This window comes from Streptomyces xylophagus (assembly GCF_000716435.1).
Lineage (GTDB): Bacteria > Actinomycetota > Actinomycetes > Streptomycetales > Streptomycetaceae > Streptomyces > Streptomyces xylophagus.
This window is the reverse complement of the sequence record NZ_JNWO01000027.1, coordinates 17,801-34,058: the sequence shown is the minus strand read 5'-3', so window position 1 is coordinate 34,058 and position 16,258 is coordinate 17,801. Positions and strand designations below refer to the sequence as shown.

General features: G+C 71.7%; 13 protein-coding genes, 1 pseudogene and 1 riboswitch. Of the genes and pseudogenes, 5 read left to right on the top strand and 9 right to left on the bottom strand.

What is annotated here, in order from left to right:
* Positions 1 to 273: 273 nt before the first annotated feature.
* From OO70_RS40995 to OO70_RS40975, 5 genes are read right to left on the bottom strand one after another with little or no spacing between them, the layout of a single operon-like run.
* The gene (locus tag OO70_RS40995; RefSeq protein ID WP_043683724.1) at positions 274 to 1,080 is read right to left on the bottom strand and encodes an ECF transporter S component; all 807 of its coding nucleotides are present in this window, start codon (positions 1,078 to 1,080) and stop codon (positions 274 to 276) included.
* On the bottom strand, positions 1,077 to 2,774 hold the full coding sequence (locus OO70_RS40990; RefSeq protein WP_043683722.1) for an ABC transporter ATP-binding protein: 1,698 nt from the start codon (positions 2,772 to 2,774) through the stop codon (positions 1,077 to 1,079). The genes OO70_RS40995 and OO70_RS40990 overlap by 4 nt, the downstream gene beginning before the upstream one ends.
* Positions 2,771 to 3,967: an energy-coupling factor transporter transmembrane component T gene (locus tag OO70_RS40985; RefSeq protein ID WP_043683719.1), complete on the bottom strand. Its 1,197-nt coding sequence runs from the start codon at positions 3,965 to 3,967 to the stop codon at positions 2,771 to 2,773. Before OO70_RS40985 ends, OO70_RS40990 begins: the two co-directional genes overlap by 4 nt.
* On the bottom strand, positions 3,960 to 4,580 hold the full coding sequence (locus tag OO70_RS40980; RefSeq protein ID WP_043683716.1) for an SCO2322 family protein: 621 nt from the start codon (positions 4,578 to 4,580) through the stop codon (positions 3,960 to 3,962). Before OO70_RS40980 ends, OO70_RS40985 begins: the two co-directional genes overlap by 8 nt.
* On the bottom strand, positions 4,577 to 5,836 hold the full coding sequence (locus OO70_RS40975) for a prenyltransferase/squalene oxidase repeat-containing protein (protein WP_043683713.1): 1,260 nt from the start codon (positions 5,834 to 5,836) through the stop codon (positions 4,577 to 4,579). The genes OO70_RS40980 and OO70_RS40975 overlap by 4 nt, the downstream gene beginning before the upstream one ends.
* A gap of 117 nt (positions 5,837 to 5,953) precedes the next feature.
* Positions 5,954 to 6,084: riboswitch (cobalamin riboswitch) on the bottom strand.
* A 39-nt stretch (positions 6,085 to 6,123) separates the two neighbouring features.
* On the opposite strand from OO70_RS40975, the gene OO70_RS40970 reads away from it, so the two are divergent.
* Together OO70_RS40970 and OO70_RS40965 are read left to right on the top strand one after the other, a co-directional pair.
* Positions 6,124 to 6,855, top strand: coding sequence for a phosphotransferase (locus tag OO70_RS40970; protein WP_043683711.1), 732 nt, complete (start codon positions 6,124 to 6,126; stop codon positions 6,853 to 6,855).
* Positions 6,856 to 6,936: 81 nt separating this feature from the next.
* Positions 6,937 to 7,974, top strand: coding sequence for a glutamate ABC transporter substrate-binding protein (locus OO70_RS40965; RefSeq protein ID WP_234337053.1), 1,038 nt, complete (start codon positions 6,937 to 6,939; stop codon positions 7,972 to 7,974).
* Here the strand turns inward: OO70_RS40965 and OO70_RS40960 are convergent.
* A pseudogene (locus OO70_RS40960) lies at positions 7,962 to 8,827 on the bottom strand (helix-turn-helix domain-containing protein). The gene OO70_RS40965 and the pseudogene OO70_RS40960 overlap by 13 nt on opposite strands.
* Positions 8,828 to 9,002: 175 nt before the next feature.
* Between OO70_RS40960 and OO70_RS40955 the strand changes: the two are divergent.
* Positions 9,003 to 9,728 carry an alpha/beta fold hydrolase gene (locus tag OO70_RS40955; RefSeq protein ID WP_043683708.1) on the top strand — a complete coding sequence of 242 codons (726 nt, stop codon included), beginning with the start codon at positions 9,003 to 9,005 and terminating at the stop codon, positions 9,726 to 9,728.
* A gap of 58 nt (positions 9,729 to 9,786) precedes the next feature.
* Here OO70_RS40955 and OO70_RS40950 read toward each other — a convergent pair whose 3' ends face one another.
* Positions 9,787 to 10,827 carry a PP2C family protein-serine/threonine phosphatase gene (locus OO70_RS40950; RefSeq protein ID WP_234337056.1) on the bottom strand — a complete coding sequence of 347 codons (1,041 nt, stop codon included), beginning with the start codon at positions 10,825 to 10,827 and terminating at the stop codon, positions 9,787 to 9,789.
* 211 nt (positions 10,828 to 11,038) lie between these two features.
* Here OO70_RS40950 and OO70_RS40945 point away from each other — a divergent pair, with 211 nt between their 5' ends.
* Positions 11,039 to 13,153 (top strand): ATP-binding protein, encoded by a 2,115-nt coding sequence (locus OO70_RS40945; protein ID WP_051742072.1) that lies wholly within the window; start codon positions 11,039 to 11,041, stop codon positions 13,151 to 13,153.
* On the opposite strand, the gene OO70_RS40940 is transcribed toward OO70_RS40945, so the two are convergent.
* Positions 13,147 to 13,593: a nuclear transport factor 2 family protein gene (locus OO70_RS40940; protein WP_043683703.1), complete on the bottom strand. Its 447-nt coding sequence runs from the start codon at positions 13,591 to 13,593 to the stop codon at positions 13,147 to 13,149. The genes OO70_RS40945 and OO70_RS40940 overlap by 7 nt on opposite strands.
* Before the next feature lie 59 nt (positions 13,594 to 13,652).
* A complete protein-coding gene (locus OO70_RS40935; RefSeq protein WP_043683700.1) occupies positions 13,653 to 14,678 on the bottom strand; it encodes an MBL fold metallo-hydrolase in 1,026 nt (341 codons plus the stop codon).
* Between the two features lie 116 nt (positions 14,679 to 14,794).
* Here OO70_RS40935 and OO70_RS40930 point away from each other — a divergent pair, with 116 nt between their 5' ends.
* Entirely contained in the window at positions 14,795 to 16,252 is a 1,458-nt protein-coding gene (locus tag OO70_RS40930; RefSeq protein WP_043683697.1) for an aldehyde dehydrogenase, read from the top strand.
* Positions 16,253 to 16,258: the final 6 nt, after the last annotated feature.

Below are 16,258 nucleotides of genomic sequence, written 5' to 3'. Positions count from 1 at the left end.
TGGCAATGCGTCGGCGCCGAGGCCCGTGAGGGCTCGTCGGCGCCGTGCGACTGCTCCAGAGAAGCACTCTCGATCCGTGTCCGCAAAGACCCCTTTTACTAGTTGTGGTCGCATGTGGGTGAATGGTGAACTGTGTGACGTGGCTCTCAAGCCCCAGGTCAGAGGGGTGGAGGATGCGTACATGTCACCCATATCGGCTACTACTCCCCATCGTTGGTGACATGGGTCATGTGGGGTGCTTCACCACCTCTGTGACGGTCGGCGTACGCCCCCTCACACAGGGGGTCCGTCGAACGTGACCGGCGTCTCGAACGCGGCCCGTCGCGTGGCCCGGCGCAGCGCCCTCAGCAGCGTCGGCCCGAGGGTGAGCGTGAGCACGACGGTGACGACGGCACGCCCCAGGTCCCACCCCAGGGAGGTGGCCAGACAGTAGGCCACGAAACGCGCCAGATTCGCGGGGACGGTGCCCTGCGGGTCGAAGGCGACGGACGAGGCGAGCGCCCCCATGAAGGGCCATCCGGCCAGGTTCATCGCAGTGCCATAGCCGAACGCGGCGACGAAGCCGTAACAGGCGAGAACGACGACCTCGCTACGACCGCGCAGTCGGCCGGGGATCGGCAGCAGCCCCGCGCCCATCGTGAACCAGCCCATCGCCAGCATCTGGAACGGCATCCATGGGCCGACCCCGCCGGTGAGCAGCGCCGACGCGAACATCGTGACGTTGCCGAGCACGAACCCGAAACCGGGTCCGAGGACGCGTCCGCTCAACAGCATGAGGAAGAACATCGGCTCGATACCGGCGGTACCGGCCCCGATGGGGCGCAGGGCGGCGCCGGTGGCGGCGAGGACGCCGAGCATGGCCACGGCTTTCGGGCCGAGTCCCGACTCCGAGATCGCCGCGGCGACGACCGCGACGAGGAGGACGAGCAGGCCCGCGAACAGCCAGGGAGCGTCCTGGGAGTGCGCGGCGACTTGCGAGGCGGGCGGGGCGAGGAACGGCCAGGTGAAGGCCGCGATGCCGGTGGCGGTGACCAGGGTGAGGGCGGCGGTGGAGCGGGGGGTGAGGGGGATCGGCCTCATGCCAGGGCCTCGCGGACCTCGGACACCGTCAGCCACTGCTGCGGGGCCAGGATCTTCGTCGTCTGCGGGGCGAAGGACGGGGACGCCACGACCACCTCGGCGGTCGGGCCGTCGGCGATCACCTCTCCGTCGGCGAGCAGGACGACCCGGTGGGCGAGTTCGGCCGCCAACTCCACGTCGTGGGTGGCCAGGACGATCGCGTGGCCCTCGGCGGCGAGCGCGCGCAGGATCGTGACCAGGCGGGACTTGGCCGCGTAGTCGAGGCCCCGGGTCGGCTCGTCGAGAAGGAGTAGGGGTGGGCGGGCCGTCAGGACGATCGCCAGCGCGAGGGCGAGGCGCTGGCCCTCGGAGAGATCGCGGGGGTGGATGCCGTCGGTCACCCCGGGGAGGAGCTCGGAGACGAGCGCACGACACGTGCCCGGTGCGGCGCCCGCGTCCGCGTCGGCGGCCGTGCACTCGGCGGCGACCGTGTCCGCGTAAAGCAGGTCACGCGGTTCCTGCGGGACGAGACCCGCGCGGCGTACGAGGTCGCGGGGCGCGGTGCGGTGCGGGGTGAGGCCGCCTACCCGGACCGATCCGGAGGTGGGGGTGACCAGGCCGACGAGGGTGTTGAGGAGGGTGGACTTGCCGGCGCCGTTGCGGCCCATGAGGGCGATGGTCTCGCCGGGGGTGATGGTGAGGTCGATGTGGTGCAGGGCTTCCGCATGGGCGCGGCGGACGGTGAGGACGCGGACTTCCGCCGTCTGTACGGGAGTTGGGGTCGCTGCCTGTACGCGAGTTGAGGTCGCCGTCTGCTTGCGTACGCGCCAACGGGAGGTGCTCGGGCGGGGGTTGGGGAGTGACCCGGTGACGGGGGTGGCGCCGCGTGCCGGTTCCCGTCCCGCGAGCCGCTCCCGCAGGTCTCCCGCCCGTCGCCGCGCGTCCCGGACCGTGAGGGGCAGCGGGGTCCAGTCGGCGAGGCGGCCCAGGCCAACCACCGGTGGGTACACGGGAGATACGGCCATCACCTCCGCCGGGGTGCCGAGGACCGGTGGTGCGCCGGGAGCCGGGAGGAGGGCGACCTGGTCGGCGTACTGGATGACGCGCTCCAGGCGGTGTTCGGCGAGGAGGACGGTCGTGCCGAGGTCGTGGACCAGGCGTTGGAGAACCGCGAGGACCTCCTCGGCGGCGGCCGGGTCGAGTGCCGAGGTCGGTTCGTCGAGGACCAGGACCCTGGGGTGCGGGGTGAGGACCGAGCCGATCGCGACGCGTTGCTGCTGGCCTCCGGAGAGGGTGGCGAGGAGGCGGTTACGCAGTTCGGCGAGGCCCAGGAGGTCCAGGGTCTCCTCGACGCGGCGGCGCATCACCTCGGGGGCGATGCCCAACGACTCCATTCCGTAGGCGAGTTCGTCCTCGACCGTGTCCGTCACGAAGTGGGAGAGAGGGTCCTGGCCCACCGTGCCCACGACATCGGCGAGTTCGCGCGGCTTGTGGGTGCGGGTGTCGCGCCCGGCGACAGTCACCCGGCCGCGCAGGGTGCCGCCCGTGAAGTGCGGGACCAGTCCGCTCACCGCGCCGAGCACCGTGGACTTGCCGACACCCGACGGGCCCACCAGCAGCACGAGTTCGCCTTCCGGCACCTCGAAGTCGACGCCCTGGACGGCGGGTTGGGCCGCCCCGTCGTACGTCACGGAGACATCCTCGAAGCGGATCACGACGGCTCCCTGGGGGACTTGGAGGGCTTGGAGGGCTTGGAGGTGAGGAACGCGGGGGCCAGGCCCAGCAGTACGGCAGCCGCCGGCCAGAGGGGGAGGGTCGGTGCGACCAGGGGGATCACGCCGGGGTTCAGGGCGGCGGGGTCGCGGGTGGCGGCGAGGGTGAGTAGCGCCGCCACGGATACCCCCGAGCACGTGACCAGCCAGGCCCGCAGGTCCCACGCGTCCGGGCGGTACCGGGTGCGGAGCGTACGGCGGCCACCCAACCGCAGGCCCGCCAGCGCGGCGACGACCCCGGCGAGCAGCAACGGCAGCCCGTACGTCCCGCCTTCGGCGGTGAGCAGCCCGTACGTTCCCGCGCAGACACCGAGCAGTCCGCCGAGGGTGAGGGCGGCGGTCGTACGGCGTACGGAGGCGGGGACTTGGGCCGTACGGCCGTAACCTCGCGCGTCCATCGCGGCGGCGAGGGCGACCGAACGCTCCAACGCGCCCTCCAGGACCGGGAGTCCGACGTGCAGCAGGCCGCGCAGGCCACGGTCGGGGCGGCCCCGGAGTCGACGGGCTGCGCGCAGGCGTTGGGCGTCGGCGATGAGGTTCGGGGCGAAGGTGAGCGCCACGACCACCGCGACGCCGGTCTCGTACAGGGCGCCGGGCAGGGACTTGAGGAGGCGGGCGGGGTTCGCGAGGGCGTTCGCCGCGCCGACGCAGAGGAGGAGCGTGGCTAGTTTCAGGGCGTCGTAGAACGCGAAGGTCAGACCCTCGGCGGTGACCTTGCCGCCTAGGCGGATGCCTTGCGCCCAGTGGGGGAGCGGGACTTGGGGGAGCGTGAGGAGTACGTGGGTGCCGGGGATGGGGGAGCCGAGGATTGTTGCGAAGGCCAGGCGGATGAGGAGTACGGCGAGTCCGAGTTTTGCGAAGGCGGTGTAGGAGTGGGAGCTGGGGGTGGGGGTGCGGTGTGTTGCTACGACGTAGGCCGAGACCGTGATCAGGAGGGATAGGAGGAGGGGGTTGGTGGTGCGGGTGGCGGCGGTGGCGAGGCCGAGGGACCAGGTCCACCAGGCGCCGGGGTGTAGGGAGTTCGGGGGGTTGGGGGCGCCTGAGGATGTGCCGCTGTGTGTCGTTTGGCGGGTGCGGCTGCGTCGTGGCTGGGCGCGCAGTTCCCCGCGCCCCTTTGGGGCGCCTTCCTCAGGCATGTTTGCGCCTTCGGGTCTGCCATATCGCTGCCATGCCCAGGAGTGCGACCGCCGCCGCGCCCGCTAGCAGGCCCACCGAGGGGCCGTTGTGAGGTGGCGCGGTGTTCTTCGTGATCTGCTCTCCGCATCCCTGTTGCGGATATCCCTCGATCGCGCACAGCAAGGCGTTCGTGTCGTAGCGGAGGGGCTTTGCGACCGTTGCCAGTGCCTCTGCCGTTGTTGCGTCGGGGGGTACCGAGGCGCAGGCGGTGCGGAGAGCCGGTGGGGTTTCGCCGGACGGGGCGTCGGACGGCGTGCCGAAGTCGATGACGAGCGCGATGCGCTTCTTGCCCTGCGTTGATGGGGAGTTGGCGCAGATCTTCGCGAAGTCGGGTGCCGGGGACCGAGGTTGTTGCGCGTCCGCCGAGTCTTCGCTCACCGCGAAGCGGAAGCCCTGGACGGTGCCGTCGTCGGGGTGGGTGGTGGAGGGGCCCTGGGTGGCGTAGGTCCAGTGGGTGCCGGTGCGGTCCCAGAAGGACCAGTAGCGGTAACCGGACGCCTGCGCCTGGGTGTTGGCGGTGAGGGTGAGCAGGAGGGTGGTGAGGAGGAGGATGAGGGAAGGGCGGCGGGTCATGGCTGCTGCTCGCGCTTTCGGCCTCGGACGGTGAACACGACGCCGGCGATCGCTACGACGAGGAGGGCGCCGCCGACCGCCCAAGCGACGTTCAGGGAACCGTCGTTGTCGTCGGAGGCCGTGTTCTGGGTCGGGCCCGCGGTGAGCGGGGCCTCGATGTCCTTGGGGGTCGGGCCGGTCGCGTTCAGCAGGGTGACGAGGTCCTGGCCGCCGAAGTCGTGGACGTCGGCGCCCTTCGCGGTGGTCGCCACGAAGACGAGTTGGGCGTAGGCGGCCGGACCGCCCTGTGCGGCCCACGCCTTGGAGTGGGTCTCCAGCCAGTGCAGGGGCTTGGCTGCCTGGTCGTGCAGGCCGAGGGACGACAGGGCGACGATCGCGTCGGCCGTGTTGCCGTAGTCGGGCTGGGGCTTGGCGCCGGGGAGCGCGGAGGTCAGGTGGCCGTCCTTGGCCATGGCCTGGGTGAGCCAGCGGGCGCCGTTGAGGCTCAGCGCGATCTCGGGGACGTCGGTATCCGGGTTCGTGCAGTCCGTGGGGGCCTCGGCGTCGTTCTGTGGGTTCCCGGGCAGTGAGTCGCCGTCCAGGCCGAGCACGGCTGCGGCGGTCGCGTCCGCGTTGGCGACGAGCTTGCCCTTCTTGTCGGGCTGGTAGGCGAAGGCGCCCGCGTCGGGGCCGTTGTCGCAGGGCAGCGCGAGCTTCCGGAGCGCGTCGTAGGGGGACTTTCCGTTCTTGCTGATGTTCGGCACGGTCAAGCCGGCGTCGCCGAGCGCGCCCATCACGACGGCGGTGGAGTTCGCGTCGCTGGCTCCACCGGGGGAGTAGCCCCAGCCGCCGTCGGCGTTCTCGACTGACTTCAGCCACTTGACGGCCTTGGCGACTTGGGAGTCGTAGGTGATCGTCAGCGTCGAGAGTGCCTGTACGGCGGCGGCCGTGCTGTTCGTGTCGACCATGAGCTTGGCGTCGCACGCCTTGCCGGGGTCGGCCCGGAACGCGGCGAAGGCGCCGTTGGCGCACTGCTGCCCGGCCAGCCACGCCACCGCCTTGTCGGCGGGGTCCACGCCGACGGCGTTCTGCGCGAGCAGGGCGAGGGACTGACGCCAGACGCCGTCGTAGGTGGGGTCGGAGGTGCCGTAGAGCCCGTCGGGTATCGCCACGGACGGCGACGGGGACGGACCGGCGGCTACTGCGGCGGGTGTTGCGGCGATCACGGTGACGGTGATGCCGGCGGCCAGGGCCGCGGCCTTGCGGCGGACGTTCATGATCGGCGGGTGCCTTCCCCTGTGGGGAGCACGGCGGCGCACGGGATCACCCCCGGGCGGCTCGGCTCCGTATTCCTCGACGGTGCGTGTGAGCCGGTCACGTGCCGTGCGGGGCGGTCCGGCTCACCGGTCCTGGCGGGGATCGGTTTACGGTTGCGGGTCAGCGCCGGAATTGCACCGGCTTCCCCCCGTACGGGTGTGATGACGACCCGGCCACTGTACGGGCAACCTGGGCGCCCGCTGTGGGTGGGGGTTGCCCGGTCCGGCGGGCCCGATAGGTTCTGGCCATGTCGGTGACGGGGAAGCTGATCGGGTCCGGCCGCACCGCGGACGTGTACGAGATCGACGAGGCCTGGGTGCTGCGCCGCAACCGGGAGGACTGGGGGGACGCGGCGGCCGAGGGCGCGGTGATGGAGCATGTGCGGGCCTACGGCTATCCCGTGCCACGGGTGCGACCGGGCGATTCGCCGAACTCGCTTACCTCGCGCACCTCGCGCACGGATCTTGTGATGGAGCGGCTCGCCGGGCCGACCATGCTGGAGGCGTTCGTCGCGGGCGCGATCGACGCGCGGGAGGCGGGGACCGTACTCGCCGCGCTGCTACGGCAGTTGCACGCGATCCCCGGTCGGCGCCCCGGCACCCGGGTGCTGCACCTCGACCTCCACCCGGAGAACGTGCTGCTCACCGCCGACGGTCCCCGCGTCATCGACTGGGGTACCACTGAGGACGGTGACCCTGCTCTCGACTGGGGTCTCTCCGCGATCATCCTCGCCCAGGTCGCCGTGGCCGGCGAACCCATCGCCGGTCCGGCCCGCGCGATGCTCGCCGCACTCCTCGCCGAGCCCTCCGATCTCACGGAGGCGGGGCTGGAGGAAGCGCGGCGGAGGCGTGCGGCGAATCCGACCATGACGTCGCGTGAGGTCGAACTGCTCGGTGAGGCCGAGGAGTTGGTCCGGTTGCTGGCGTTTCTGCCTGGGCATGGTGTTCTGCGCGACGAGGGGAACCGCGAGTCGACGTGAACGCGTCACCGCCGACGAGTGGGTGACGGGCCGGGGCGCCGGACGGCGTCTTCGGTTGGGTTCCGAGGACTGCGGGGCAGTGTGAGGGAACTTCGGGCACGTGGAGAAGAGGGACATTCGTCGGTCGTCGCGGCGACCCGCCGGGCCGCGCTCCGCCACCGGCTCCTTCCCGCGCTCGTGGCGTCGCTGGCCGCGATGACGCTGACGGTGTCCTGCACGAACTCGTCCGCTCCGCACGGGCGTTCATCCGCCGGGGCGTCCGTACCCGCCGCCAGTGCGTCGGCGAGTGCCTCGGCCGCGACCGGCGAGAACTGTGATCGGCTGCGGTCGCTGAAGCCGCCGGCCCACATGCCGGCGGCGGGCGGCCGGATGCCGAGCGGTACCGCGATGGAGAAGATCGTCGCGCGCGGGCGGCTGATCGTCGGAGTGGACCAGAACACCTATCTCTTCGGCTATCGCGACTCCGATACCGGTGAACTGGACGGGCTCGACATCGACTTGGTGCGAGAGATCTCCCGCGCCCTGTTCGGGCGGCCGGACCGGGTGCAGTTCAAGACCGTGCCGTCCGCACAACGCGTCGAGATACTGGAACGCGGCCAGGTCGACCTGGTCGCGCACTCGATGACGATCACCTGCGAGCGCATGGAACGGGTGCTGTTCAGCAGCGACTACCTCGATTCCGGCCAGCGTGTCCTCGTCACCGACACCTCCCCGGTGCGGAACCTGGCCGATCTCGCCGGACAGAAGGTGTGCACGGCCCAAGGCACCACCTCACTGGCCGAGTTGCGCCGCGCCCGCCCGGCAGTGCGGCCGGTGACCGTCTCCGACTGGACCGACTGTCTTCTCCTGTTGCAGCAGGGCGACGTGGCCGCCGTGTCGACCACGGACAACGTCCTCGCCGGACTGAGCGCCCAGGACCCCGCCACCCGCATCACCGGCCCACGGTTCACCTACGAGCCGCACGGGATCGCTGTCGCTAAGAAGACACCGGAACTGGTCCGCTTCATCAACGGTGTGCTTGCGCAGTTGCGTGCGTCGGGCAGGCTTCGCGCCCTGCACGAACGGTGGTTGGGCCCGTACGGCGACTTCTATCCGCCCGCGCCCCGTTACCGCGACTGACGCGGTGCCGGTGCCGGTGTCTGCGCCGGTGTCTGTATCGCTGACGCGAGCAGCGCCAGCTTGTCGGCCGCGTCCGTGCCCGGGTCCGGGTGGTAGATGACCAGGGTCTGGCCCGCCGTGCCGTCGATGCTCAGTCGCTCGCGGTTGAGCTGCAGGCCGCCGACCTGGGGATGGTCGATGTACTTCGGGGGGCTTCGCATGCCTGGACGTCGTGGCGGGCCCAGAGGCGGCTGAACAGCGGGCTGGCGAGGGAGAGTTCACCGACCAGCTCGATGAAACGGGGATCGTCCGTGTCCGTGCCGACGGACTCGCGGAAGCCCGCGACCATGCCCCCGGCGGCGCCCTCCCAGTACGGGTAGAGCGCCTGCTCGGCCGGGTCGAGGAACAGGGACCGGAGGCGGTTGGCGCCCGCCGTGAAGCGCGGGGACAGCGCGGTCGCCAGGGCGTTGGCGGCGAGGACGTCGAAGTAGCGGCCCTCGACCAGTGCGGGGAGCGGGAGCGTGGCGAGGAGCTTGGTGATGCCCGGCGGGACGGTCTCCTTGCGGGGACGAGGGCGGCGGCGGTGGCGTCGGGGGCTGTCGGCGCCCAGGCGCAGCAGGTGGGCGGTCGCGTCGTCGTCGAGCAGCAGGACGCGGGCGATGGATTCCAGGACCTGGACGGAGGGGTGGCGGTCGCGGCCCTGTTCCAGGCGCAGGTAGTAGTCGGCGCTGATGCCGGCGAGCATCGCGACCTCTTCCCGGCGCAGGCCCGGTACCCGTCGTACCCCGAAGACGGGGACGCCGGCCTGTTCGGGGGTGACGAGTTCGCGGCGGGCGCGCACGTACTCGCCCAGCGGGTTCGGTTCGTCGGCCATTTCCGCACTGTAATTCGTGTGTCTCACGCGTGCCTGGTCCTGTCGCCCCCAGGGTCGCCGGGGCCCTGGCTGGGGCGGGGGCCGGGCGGCAGCGTCACCGGTGGCCGGCCGAGGGCGTGCTGTTCCTGTTCAGCGACGCCGGCCATCCCGACGACCACAACGAGGAGCTACAGCCATGTCCACATATCTACTGGTTCACGGTGCCTGGCACAGCGGGCAGGCCTGGGAGCGGTTGGTCCCGCTGCTGACCGCGGCCGGGCACCGGGTGCTCACGCCGTCGCTGACCGGCCACGGCGACAAGGCGCACCTGCTCGGCCCCGAGGTGGGGCTCGACACGCACGTCGACGACGTCGTCGGGCTGATCACTGACGAAGGCCTCACCGAGGTGGTCCTCGTGGGGCACAGCTACGGCGGGCTGGTCATCTCGTCCGTGGCCGACCGGGTCCCGGACCGGATTGCCCAGCTGGTGTATCTCGACGCGATGGTCCCGGAGGACGGCGAGACCGCGGCCGACATCCTGCCCGTGACCCAGGTCCTGATCGACCTCGCCGCGCAGTCGGACACCCCCTGGCGGATTCCGCCGCTGCCCGAACTCCCGCCGCCCGGCGGCCTGTTCGGGGTCACCGACCCGACGGACATCGCCTGGCTGCGCACGACGCTCTCCGACCAGTCGGCGCTCACCCTCCGGCAACCGGTCCGGCTGGGGAACCCCGCCGCGCACGCGATCCCCCGGACCCACATCCACTGCGTGGGCAGCGAGCCCGAGGGCTTCGAACGGCGCCCGGTCCCCGCGACCCAGCCCAACGGCACCCCGGCACAGGTGTGGGAACTGGAGAGCGGCCACGACTGCATGATCACCGTGCCGGGCGAGCTGGCAGAGCTGCTGCTCAAGCTCGGCTGAGCCGGGACGGACGGGCTCGGACTCGCGGACAGGTTTTGGCCCAGACCCGCGACAGGCCTCAGACCCGCACCGGCGCCGTCACCCCCGTCGGCTGGCACAGGACGAGTGCCAGGTCGTCGGTGGGCGGGCCGCCGGTGTGGGCGAGCAGCCGCTCGTACAGGGCGTGCAGCGCCGCGTCCGGCATCGGTTCGCTGAGGGCCGTCGCCGACTCGGTGAGGAGCGCGAACGGGGTGCCGTCGGGGGCGCGGGCCTCGGTCAGGCCGTCGGTGTAGAGCAGGAGGCGGTCGCCGGGCTGGAGCCGGACCCGGTACTGGCGCGGTTCCGGGTGCAGGCCCAACGGCAGGGAGGGCACCCGGGGTTCGAGGAGTTCCAGGCGCTGCCCGGAGCGCAGGGGCGCCGGATGACCGCAGTTGACCAGCCGCACCTCGCCAGGACCGAACTCCGCCAGCACCGCCGTCACGAAGTCCTCGGCACCGAGGCCGGGGGACAGCCGGGCGTCCAGTGCCCTCGCCAGGGTCGCCAAGTCCGTTGCCGTATAAGCGAGTTCGCGGAACATGGTGATCGTGTCGGCCGCCGTCCGCAGCGCGTCGAGCCCGTGCCCGCGCGCGTCCCCGACGAGGACCCGCAGTCCGTACGGCGTCACCGCGAGGTCGTACAGATCGCCGCCGACCGACGACTCACGGCTCGCGCAGTGGTAGCGGGTGCTGACGTGTGTGCCGGAGAGGGTGCGGGAGACGGGCCGCAGGATCGCCTCCTGGGTGATCCGGGCCACCTCCCGCGTCTCCGCGAGCCGCTCCCGCAGCCGGCCGCGCTGCCACGCCGCGTACACGCTGCACGCGCAGCCCACCAGCAGTCCGCCCCAGCAGGCGGCGAACCCGGCACTCAGCTGTGTCCCCGCACCGAGACCCGCCGCCAGCGCGAGCAGCACCGTCCAGCAGCAGACCAGGACCGTACGGCGGGCGCCCAGGAAGGTCGCGGCCATCAGCGGGCCGATCGCCAGCAGCGGCAGGATCGGCTGCACCCGGCCGATCAGCAGTCCCGGCGTGGCCGCCAGCAGACAGCCGACCGGCGCGACGAGCAAGCGGTGTCCCCCATCCATCGCGTTCACGCAACGACGATCGCGGAATTCCGCTCTCCGCACCCGCCGCAATGGGGAGTTGACCAGCTCTCGATCGCAACACGTCGAACCCGGCCCGTGAGTGATCGGAAATCAATGTCATTTCGGTGGCATCGCGACTCTTCCGGGCAGCCCTGGGCCTGCTTCCGGGACCCGCGCGTGGAGCCGGTGACGTACGGACACACTGGGCCTCGTGCCGGACACGACTCACCCGAACCCCGGGAACCTCGGGAATCTGCCGCCCGAGACGCACAGTTTCGTCGGGCGGCGCGCCGAACTCGCCCGGCTCCGCGCCGCGTTGGACCCGGACGTCGGCCGGGCCCGGCTGGTGAGCGTCGTCGGGGTCGGCGGGGTCGGCAAGACCCGGCTCGCCCTGCGCGCGGCGGCGCAGGTCCGGGACGCATACCCCGACGGCGTCTGGCTGACCGAACTCTCGCCCCTGCACACGGCCGGACTCGTCGGCCTCGCCGTCATGGAGACCCTCCGGCTCGCCGACCAGTCGACCCGCCCGGTGATCGACGTCATCACCGAATGGGCCGACGGCAAAAGGCTGTTGCTCGTCCTCGACTCCTGCGAGCACCTCCTCGCCGACTGCGCGAAGCTGGCCGCCGCCCTGCTGGCCCGCCTGCCCGACCTGCGCATCCTCCTCACCAGCCGGGAACGGCTCGCCCTGCCCGGCGAGGACGTCCTCCACCTCGAACCGCTGCCCGTGGACGGCCGCACCGGAGACCTCGCCGAAGTCGGCGACGCCGTCGCCCTGTTCGCCGAACGCGCCGCAGCCGCCGGACACCCCGTGGACGAGGCCGGCCGCGCCACCGCCGCCGCCGTCTGCCGCCGCCTCGACGGCATCCCCCTCGCCCTCGAACTCGCCGCCGCCCGCCTCGCCGACCTCACCCTCGACCAACTCCACACCCGGCTCGGCGAACGCTTCCCCTCGCCCCTGGACCTGCTCGCCTCCGACACCGGCGAAGGCCCGCCACGGCACCAGACCCTGCGCACCGCCATCGGCTGGAGCCACGAACTGTGCGCCCCGCTCGAACGCCTGCTGTGGGCAAGACTCTCCGTCTTCACCGGCGGCTTCTGCGCGGAGACCGCCCAACAGGTGTGCGCGGGCGGCCCGTTGGCCCCGGAGCGGATCGCCGGGCTCCTCGACCGGCTCGTCGCCCAGTCCATCGTCCTGCCCGACCCCCTCATCTCGGCCCGCTACCGGATGCTCGACACGGTCCGCGAGTACGGCACCGACTGGCTGTACGCGCTCGGTGAGGAACGCGCCGTACGGCGACGCCACCGCGAGCACTACGCACGCCTCGCCCACCAGGGCTGCGCCGAGTGGAACACCGGACGGCAGGTCGCCTGGTGCGAGCGCGTCCTGAGCGAACACGCCGACTTCCGGGCGGCAGTGGAGAGCGCGCTCGCCGAACCGGACCGCGGGGCGGCCGTGGAGATGGCGGGCCATGTCGGGTTCCTGTGGCGGCACTGCGGCTACCTCCGCGAGGCCCAGCACTGCCTCGACCAGGCCCTCGCCGGCGACCCACCGCCCGGCCACGGCCGCACCCTCGCCCTGTGGTCGCGCGGCGCGGTCGCCATCCTCCAGGGCGACCAGGAGGCGGCGGCCAACTGGGCGGTGCGCTGCGCCGACGCGGCCCGCGAACAGGGCTCCCCGGTCGCGCAGGTCGCCGCCGTCTACCTCAGGGGCGGCCAGCTCGCCCTCACCGGCCGACAGGCGGAGGCGATCGACGTCCTCGCCGCCGCACCCCGACTCACCGTCCAGGACGACGCGTTCGGCGCCGCCCAGCTCCAGGTCCGGCTCGCGCTCTCCCTCGCGCACATACTGCGCGGCGCGTACGAGCCCGGCCGCGAGGTCGCCGACGAGGTGCGCACGGCCAGCCGGAAACAGGGCGAGTGCTGGGCCGGGGCCTACGCCGACTACCTGATCGCCGAGGCGGACCTGGGGCGCGGTGACATACCGGCCGCGATACTCGGCGCCCGCACCTCGATCGCCGGTCACGCCCTGCTGCACAACACGGCCGGCGCGGCCATGTCCCTCGACCTCCTGGCCACCGCCGTCGTCGCCACCGGCGACGCCCACCGCGCCGCCCGCCTCCTCGGCATCGGCACCCGCCTCTGGGAACTCACCGGCCGCGCCCAGCTGGACTCCCCCGACCTCATCGCCACCCGCCGCACCTGCGAACTCCGCGTCCGCGCACACCTCGGCGACGCCACGTACGAGACGGGATACCGGGCGGGCCTGGCGATGTCGTACGACGAGGGAATCGCCTACGCGACGAGCCGCCCGGACGCTCAGTGACGCGGAGTGGGACCGCCGAACGGCAGGAACAGCGTGCGGGTGGAGATCAGCCAACTCCCGTCCACCTGACGGAAGGTGTCCTCGTAGTGGCCGACCTGGACCGGGGGACCGGCGGGCACCTGGCCGCCGTGATAGCCGTCGATCCGGTACGTCGTGAAGTACGCCGTCGAGATCGCCGCGTCGGGTGAGGTGAGGGTGACGAGGACGTTCGACATCAGGCGGCGCGAGAGCCGGTCGGCGGGACGCGACCCGAAGTACTTCCGCAGCGCCTCCCGCCCCTCGATCAGCCTCTTGCCGTCGGGCCACTCCCAGGTGCCGTCCTCGGTGAACAGCTCGGCGACGGAGGAGGGTTCACCGAGATCGAGCCGGCGGACGAAGTCCAGGACGGCGCGCTCACAGGCGCGTTCGGCGAGAAGGCGTTGCAAAGGGTCCAGGTCCATGCGGACGTTGGTACCAGCCGCACCCTCCGTCCCACGACTGAATTACCCCCACGACGGAGCTACACCGCCACGTACGTCACCGGCTCGCTCCCCGTCACCGACTCCGCCTGCCCCAGCTTCACCAGTCGCCGCAGATGCGCCTCGGCCTCGGACACCGCGATGTTCCGTGACTGGTAAGGGATTTGGGCCCAGGGCCGGTTCCACTCCATCCGCTCCGCGACCTGCCAGGCGGTGAGTGGCTCCGACAACAGTGCGAGGAGTCCGGTCAGCCGGTCCTCGTGATGCGCGAGCAACTCCCGTACGCGGCCGGTCGCGTCGGTGAAGGTGTGCTGGTGGGCCGGGAGCACCTCGGCGGGGGCGAGGCGGCCGATGCGTTCCAGGGAGTCGAGGTAGTCGCCGAGCGGGTCGGCGATCGTGGTGTCGTCCGGGTCCTCGTACAGGCCGATGTGCGGGGTGATCTCGGGGAGCAGGTGGTCGCCGGAGAACAGCCGCCCGTGGCCCGGGAGTTGGGCCGGATGCTGCTCCTCCAGGTGCAGGCAGACGTGCCCGGGGGTGTGGCCCGGCGTCCAGATCGCGCGCAGTCGGCGCCCCGCCAGGTCGAGGAGTTCGCCGGGGACGATCTCCCGGTCGGGCAGCGCGGGCGCGAGACCCGGCACGCTGCGCGGACGGGCCGCACGCAAGGGCGCGAGGTGCTCCTCGGGGGCGCCGGCCGCCGTGAGCTTCGCGGTCATGTACGCCAGCCAGCGGCCCGGTTCGGTGGAGCGGGCCCGCCGGACGATCGCCGTGTCCGCCGCGTGCATCGCGAGCCATGCCCCGGACGCCTCGCGCACCCGCCCGGACAGGCCGTGGTGGTCGGGGTGGTGGTGGGTGATGACCACGCCGTGCACCTCGCCGACCGACGTACCGCAGGCGTCAAGACCCTCGACGAGGGTGTCCCACGACGCCGGGTCGTCCCAGCCCGTGTCGACCAGGACCGGACCGCGGTCGGTGTCGACGACGTACACGAGGGTCGTGCCAAGTGGGTTGTCGGGGATGGGGACTTCGATCGAACGCACGCCGCCGCCGTGGTCGTGGACCTGAGCCATGGACTCCCCAATCGCCGCCTTCCGGCCACTATACGTGGACTCCATCGACCGGAACTGGTATTCAGTCTTCGTATCTGATGGATCGTCAGACGGCAGTACCGGGGAGGCAATCGGCCATGACAGAGCTCGTGGAACACCGACAGCTGTTCATCGGCGGGGAGTTGACCGACCCCCTGGGCAAGGACGTCATCGAGGTGATCTCCCCGCACACCGAGGAGGTCATCGGACGGGTACCGCACGCGTCCACGGAGGACGTGGACCGGGCCGTCGCGGTGGCCCGCCGGGCCTTCGACGAGGGCCCCTGGCCGCGCATGACGCTCGACGAACGGCTCGCGGTCGTCACCCGCATCAAGGACGCGATCGCCGTACGGTACGAGGAGATAGGCCGCGTCATCTCCTCCGAGAACGGGTCGCCGTACTCCTGGAGCATCCTCGGGCAGGCCCTCGGCGCGATGATGGTGTGGGACGCGGCGATCACCGTCGCGAAGGGCTTCACCTACGAGGAACAGCGGGACGGGGTCCTCGGCAAGATTCTCGTCCGCCGGGAGCCAGTTGGGGTGGTCGCAGCCGTCGTCCCGTGGAACGTCCCGCAGTTCGTGGCCGCCGCGAAGCTCGCGCCCGCGCTGCTCGCCGGCTGCACGGTGATCCTGAAGCCGTCGCCCGAAACGCCCCTGGACGCCTACCTGTTGGGCGAGATAGCGAAGGAGGCCGGCCTGCCGGAGGGAGTGTTGTCCATCCTCCCGGCCGACCGCGAGGTCAGCGAGTACCTCGTCGGACACCCCGGCATCGACAAGGTCTCCTTCACCGGCTCGGTCGGGGCCGGCAAACGCGTGATGGAGGTCGCCGCCCGTCATCTCACCCGCGTGACACTGGAGTTGGGCGGCAAGTCGGCGGCGATCGTCCTGCCCGACGCGGACATCACGACGTCCGTCCCCGGCATCGTCTCGGCGGCCTGGATGAACAACGGCCAGGCATGCGTGGCCCAGACCCGCATCCTCGTACCGCGCTCGCGCTACGACGAGTTCGCGGACGCGTTCGCCGCGGCGGCGAGCGCGCTGGTGGTCGGCGATCCGCTCGACCCGGCCACCCAGGTAGGCCCGCTGGTCGCCAAGCGCCAACAACAACGCAACCTCGACTACATCCGCATCGGCCAGGAGGAAGGCGCCAAAATCCTTACGGGCGGCGGCCGTCCACCGGGCCTGGAGCACGGCTGGTACGTGGAGCCGACCCTCTTCGGAGACGTCGACAACTCCATGCGGATCGCCCGCGAGGAGATCTTCGGCCCGGTCATCTGCCTCCTCCCGTACGGCGACGAGACGGACGCCGTGAAGATCGCGAACGACTCCGACTACGGCCTCAGCGGCAGCGTATGGACCGCCGACGTGGCCCACGGCATCGACATCGCCCGCCGGGTCCGCACCGGCACCTACAACGTCAACACCTTCAGCCTCGACATGCTCGGCCCCTTCGGCGGCTACAAGAACAGCGGCCTGGGACGGGAGTTCGGGCCCGAGGGCTACTCCGAGTTCCTCGAACACAAGATGATCCACCTCCCGGCCGGCTGGGAGGGGTGAACAGAG

Coding starts and splice junctions, on each gene's coding strand:
- OO70_RS40995 (WP_043683724.1), bottom strand. CDS start 1,080: ATGAGGCCGATCCCCCTCACCCCCCGCTCCACCGCCGCCCTCACCCTG.
- OO70_RS40985 (WP_043683719.1), bottom strand. CDS start 3,967: ATGCCTGAGGAAGGCGCCCCAAAGGGGCGCGGGGAACTGCGCGCCCAG.
- OO70_RS40980 (WP_043683716.1), bottom strand. CDS start 4,580: ATGACCCGCCGCCCTTCCCTCATCCTCCTCCTCACCACCCTCCTGCTC.
- OO70_RS40975 (WP_043683713.1), bottom strand. CDS start 5,836: ATGAACGTCCGCCGCAAGGCCGCGGCCCTGGCCGCCGGCATCACCGTC.
- OO70_RS40970 (WP_043683711.1), top strand. CDS start 6,124: ATGTCGGTGACGGGGAAGCTGATCGGGTCCGGCCGCACCGCGGACGTG.
- OO70_RS40955 (WP_043683708.1), top strand. CDS start 9,003: ATGTCCACATATCTACTGGTTCACGGTGCCTGGCACAGCGGGCAGGCC.
- OO70_RS40950 (WP_234337056.1), bottom strand. CDS start 10,827: ATGGATGGGGGACACCGCTTGCTCGTCGCGCCGGTCGGCTGTCTGCTG.
- OO70_RS40940 (WP_043683703.1), bottom strand. CDS start 13,593: ATGGACCTGGACCCTTTGCAACGCCTTCTCGCCGAACGCGCCTGTGAG.
- OO70_RS40935 (WP_043683700.1), bottom strand. CDS start 14,678: ATGGCTCAGGTCCACGACCACGGCGGCGGCGTGCGTTCGATCGAAGTC.
- OO70_RS40930 (WP_043683697.1), top strand. CDS start 14,795: ATGACAGAGCTCGTGGAACACCGACAGCTGTTCATCGGCGGGGAGTTG.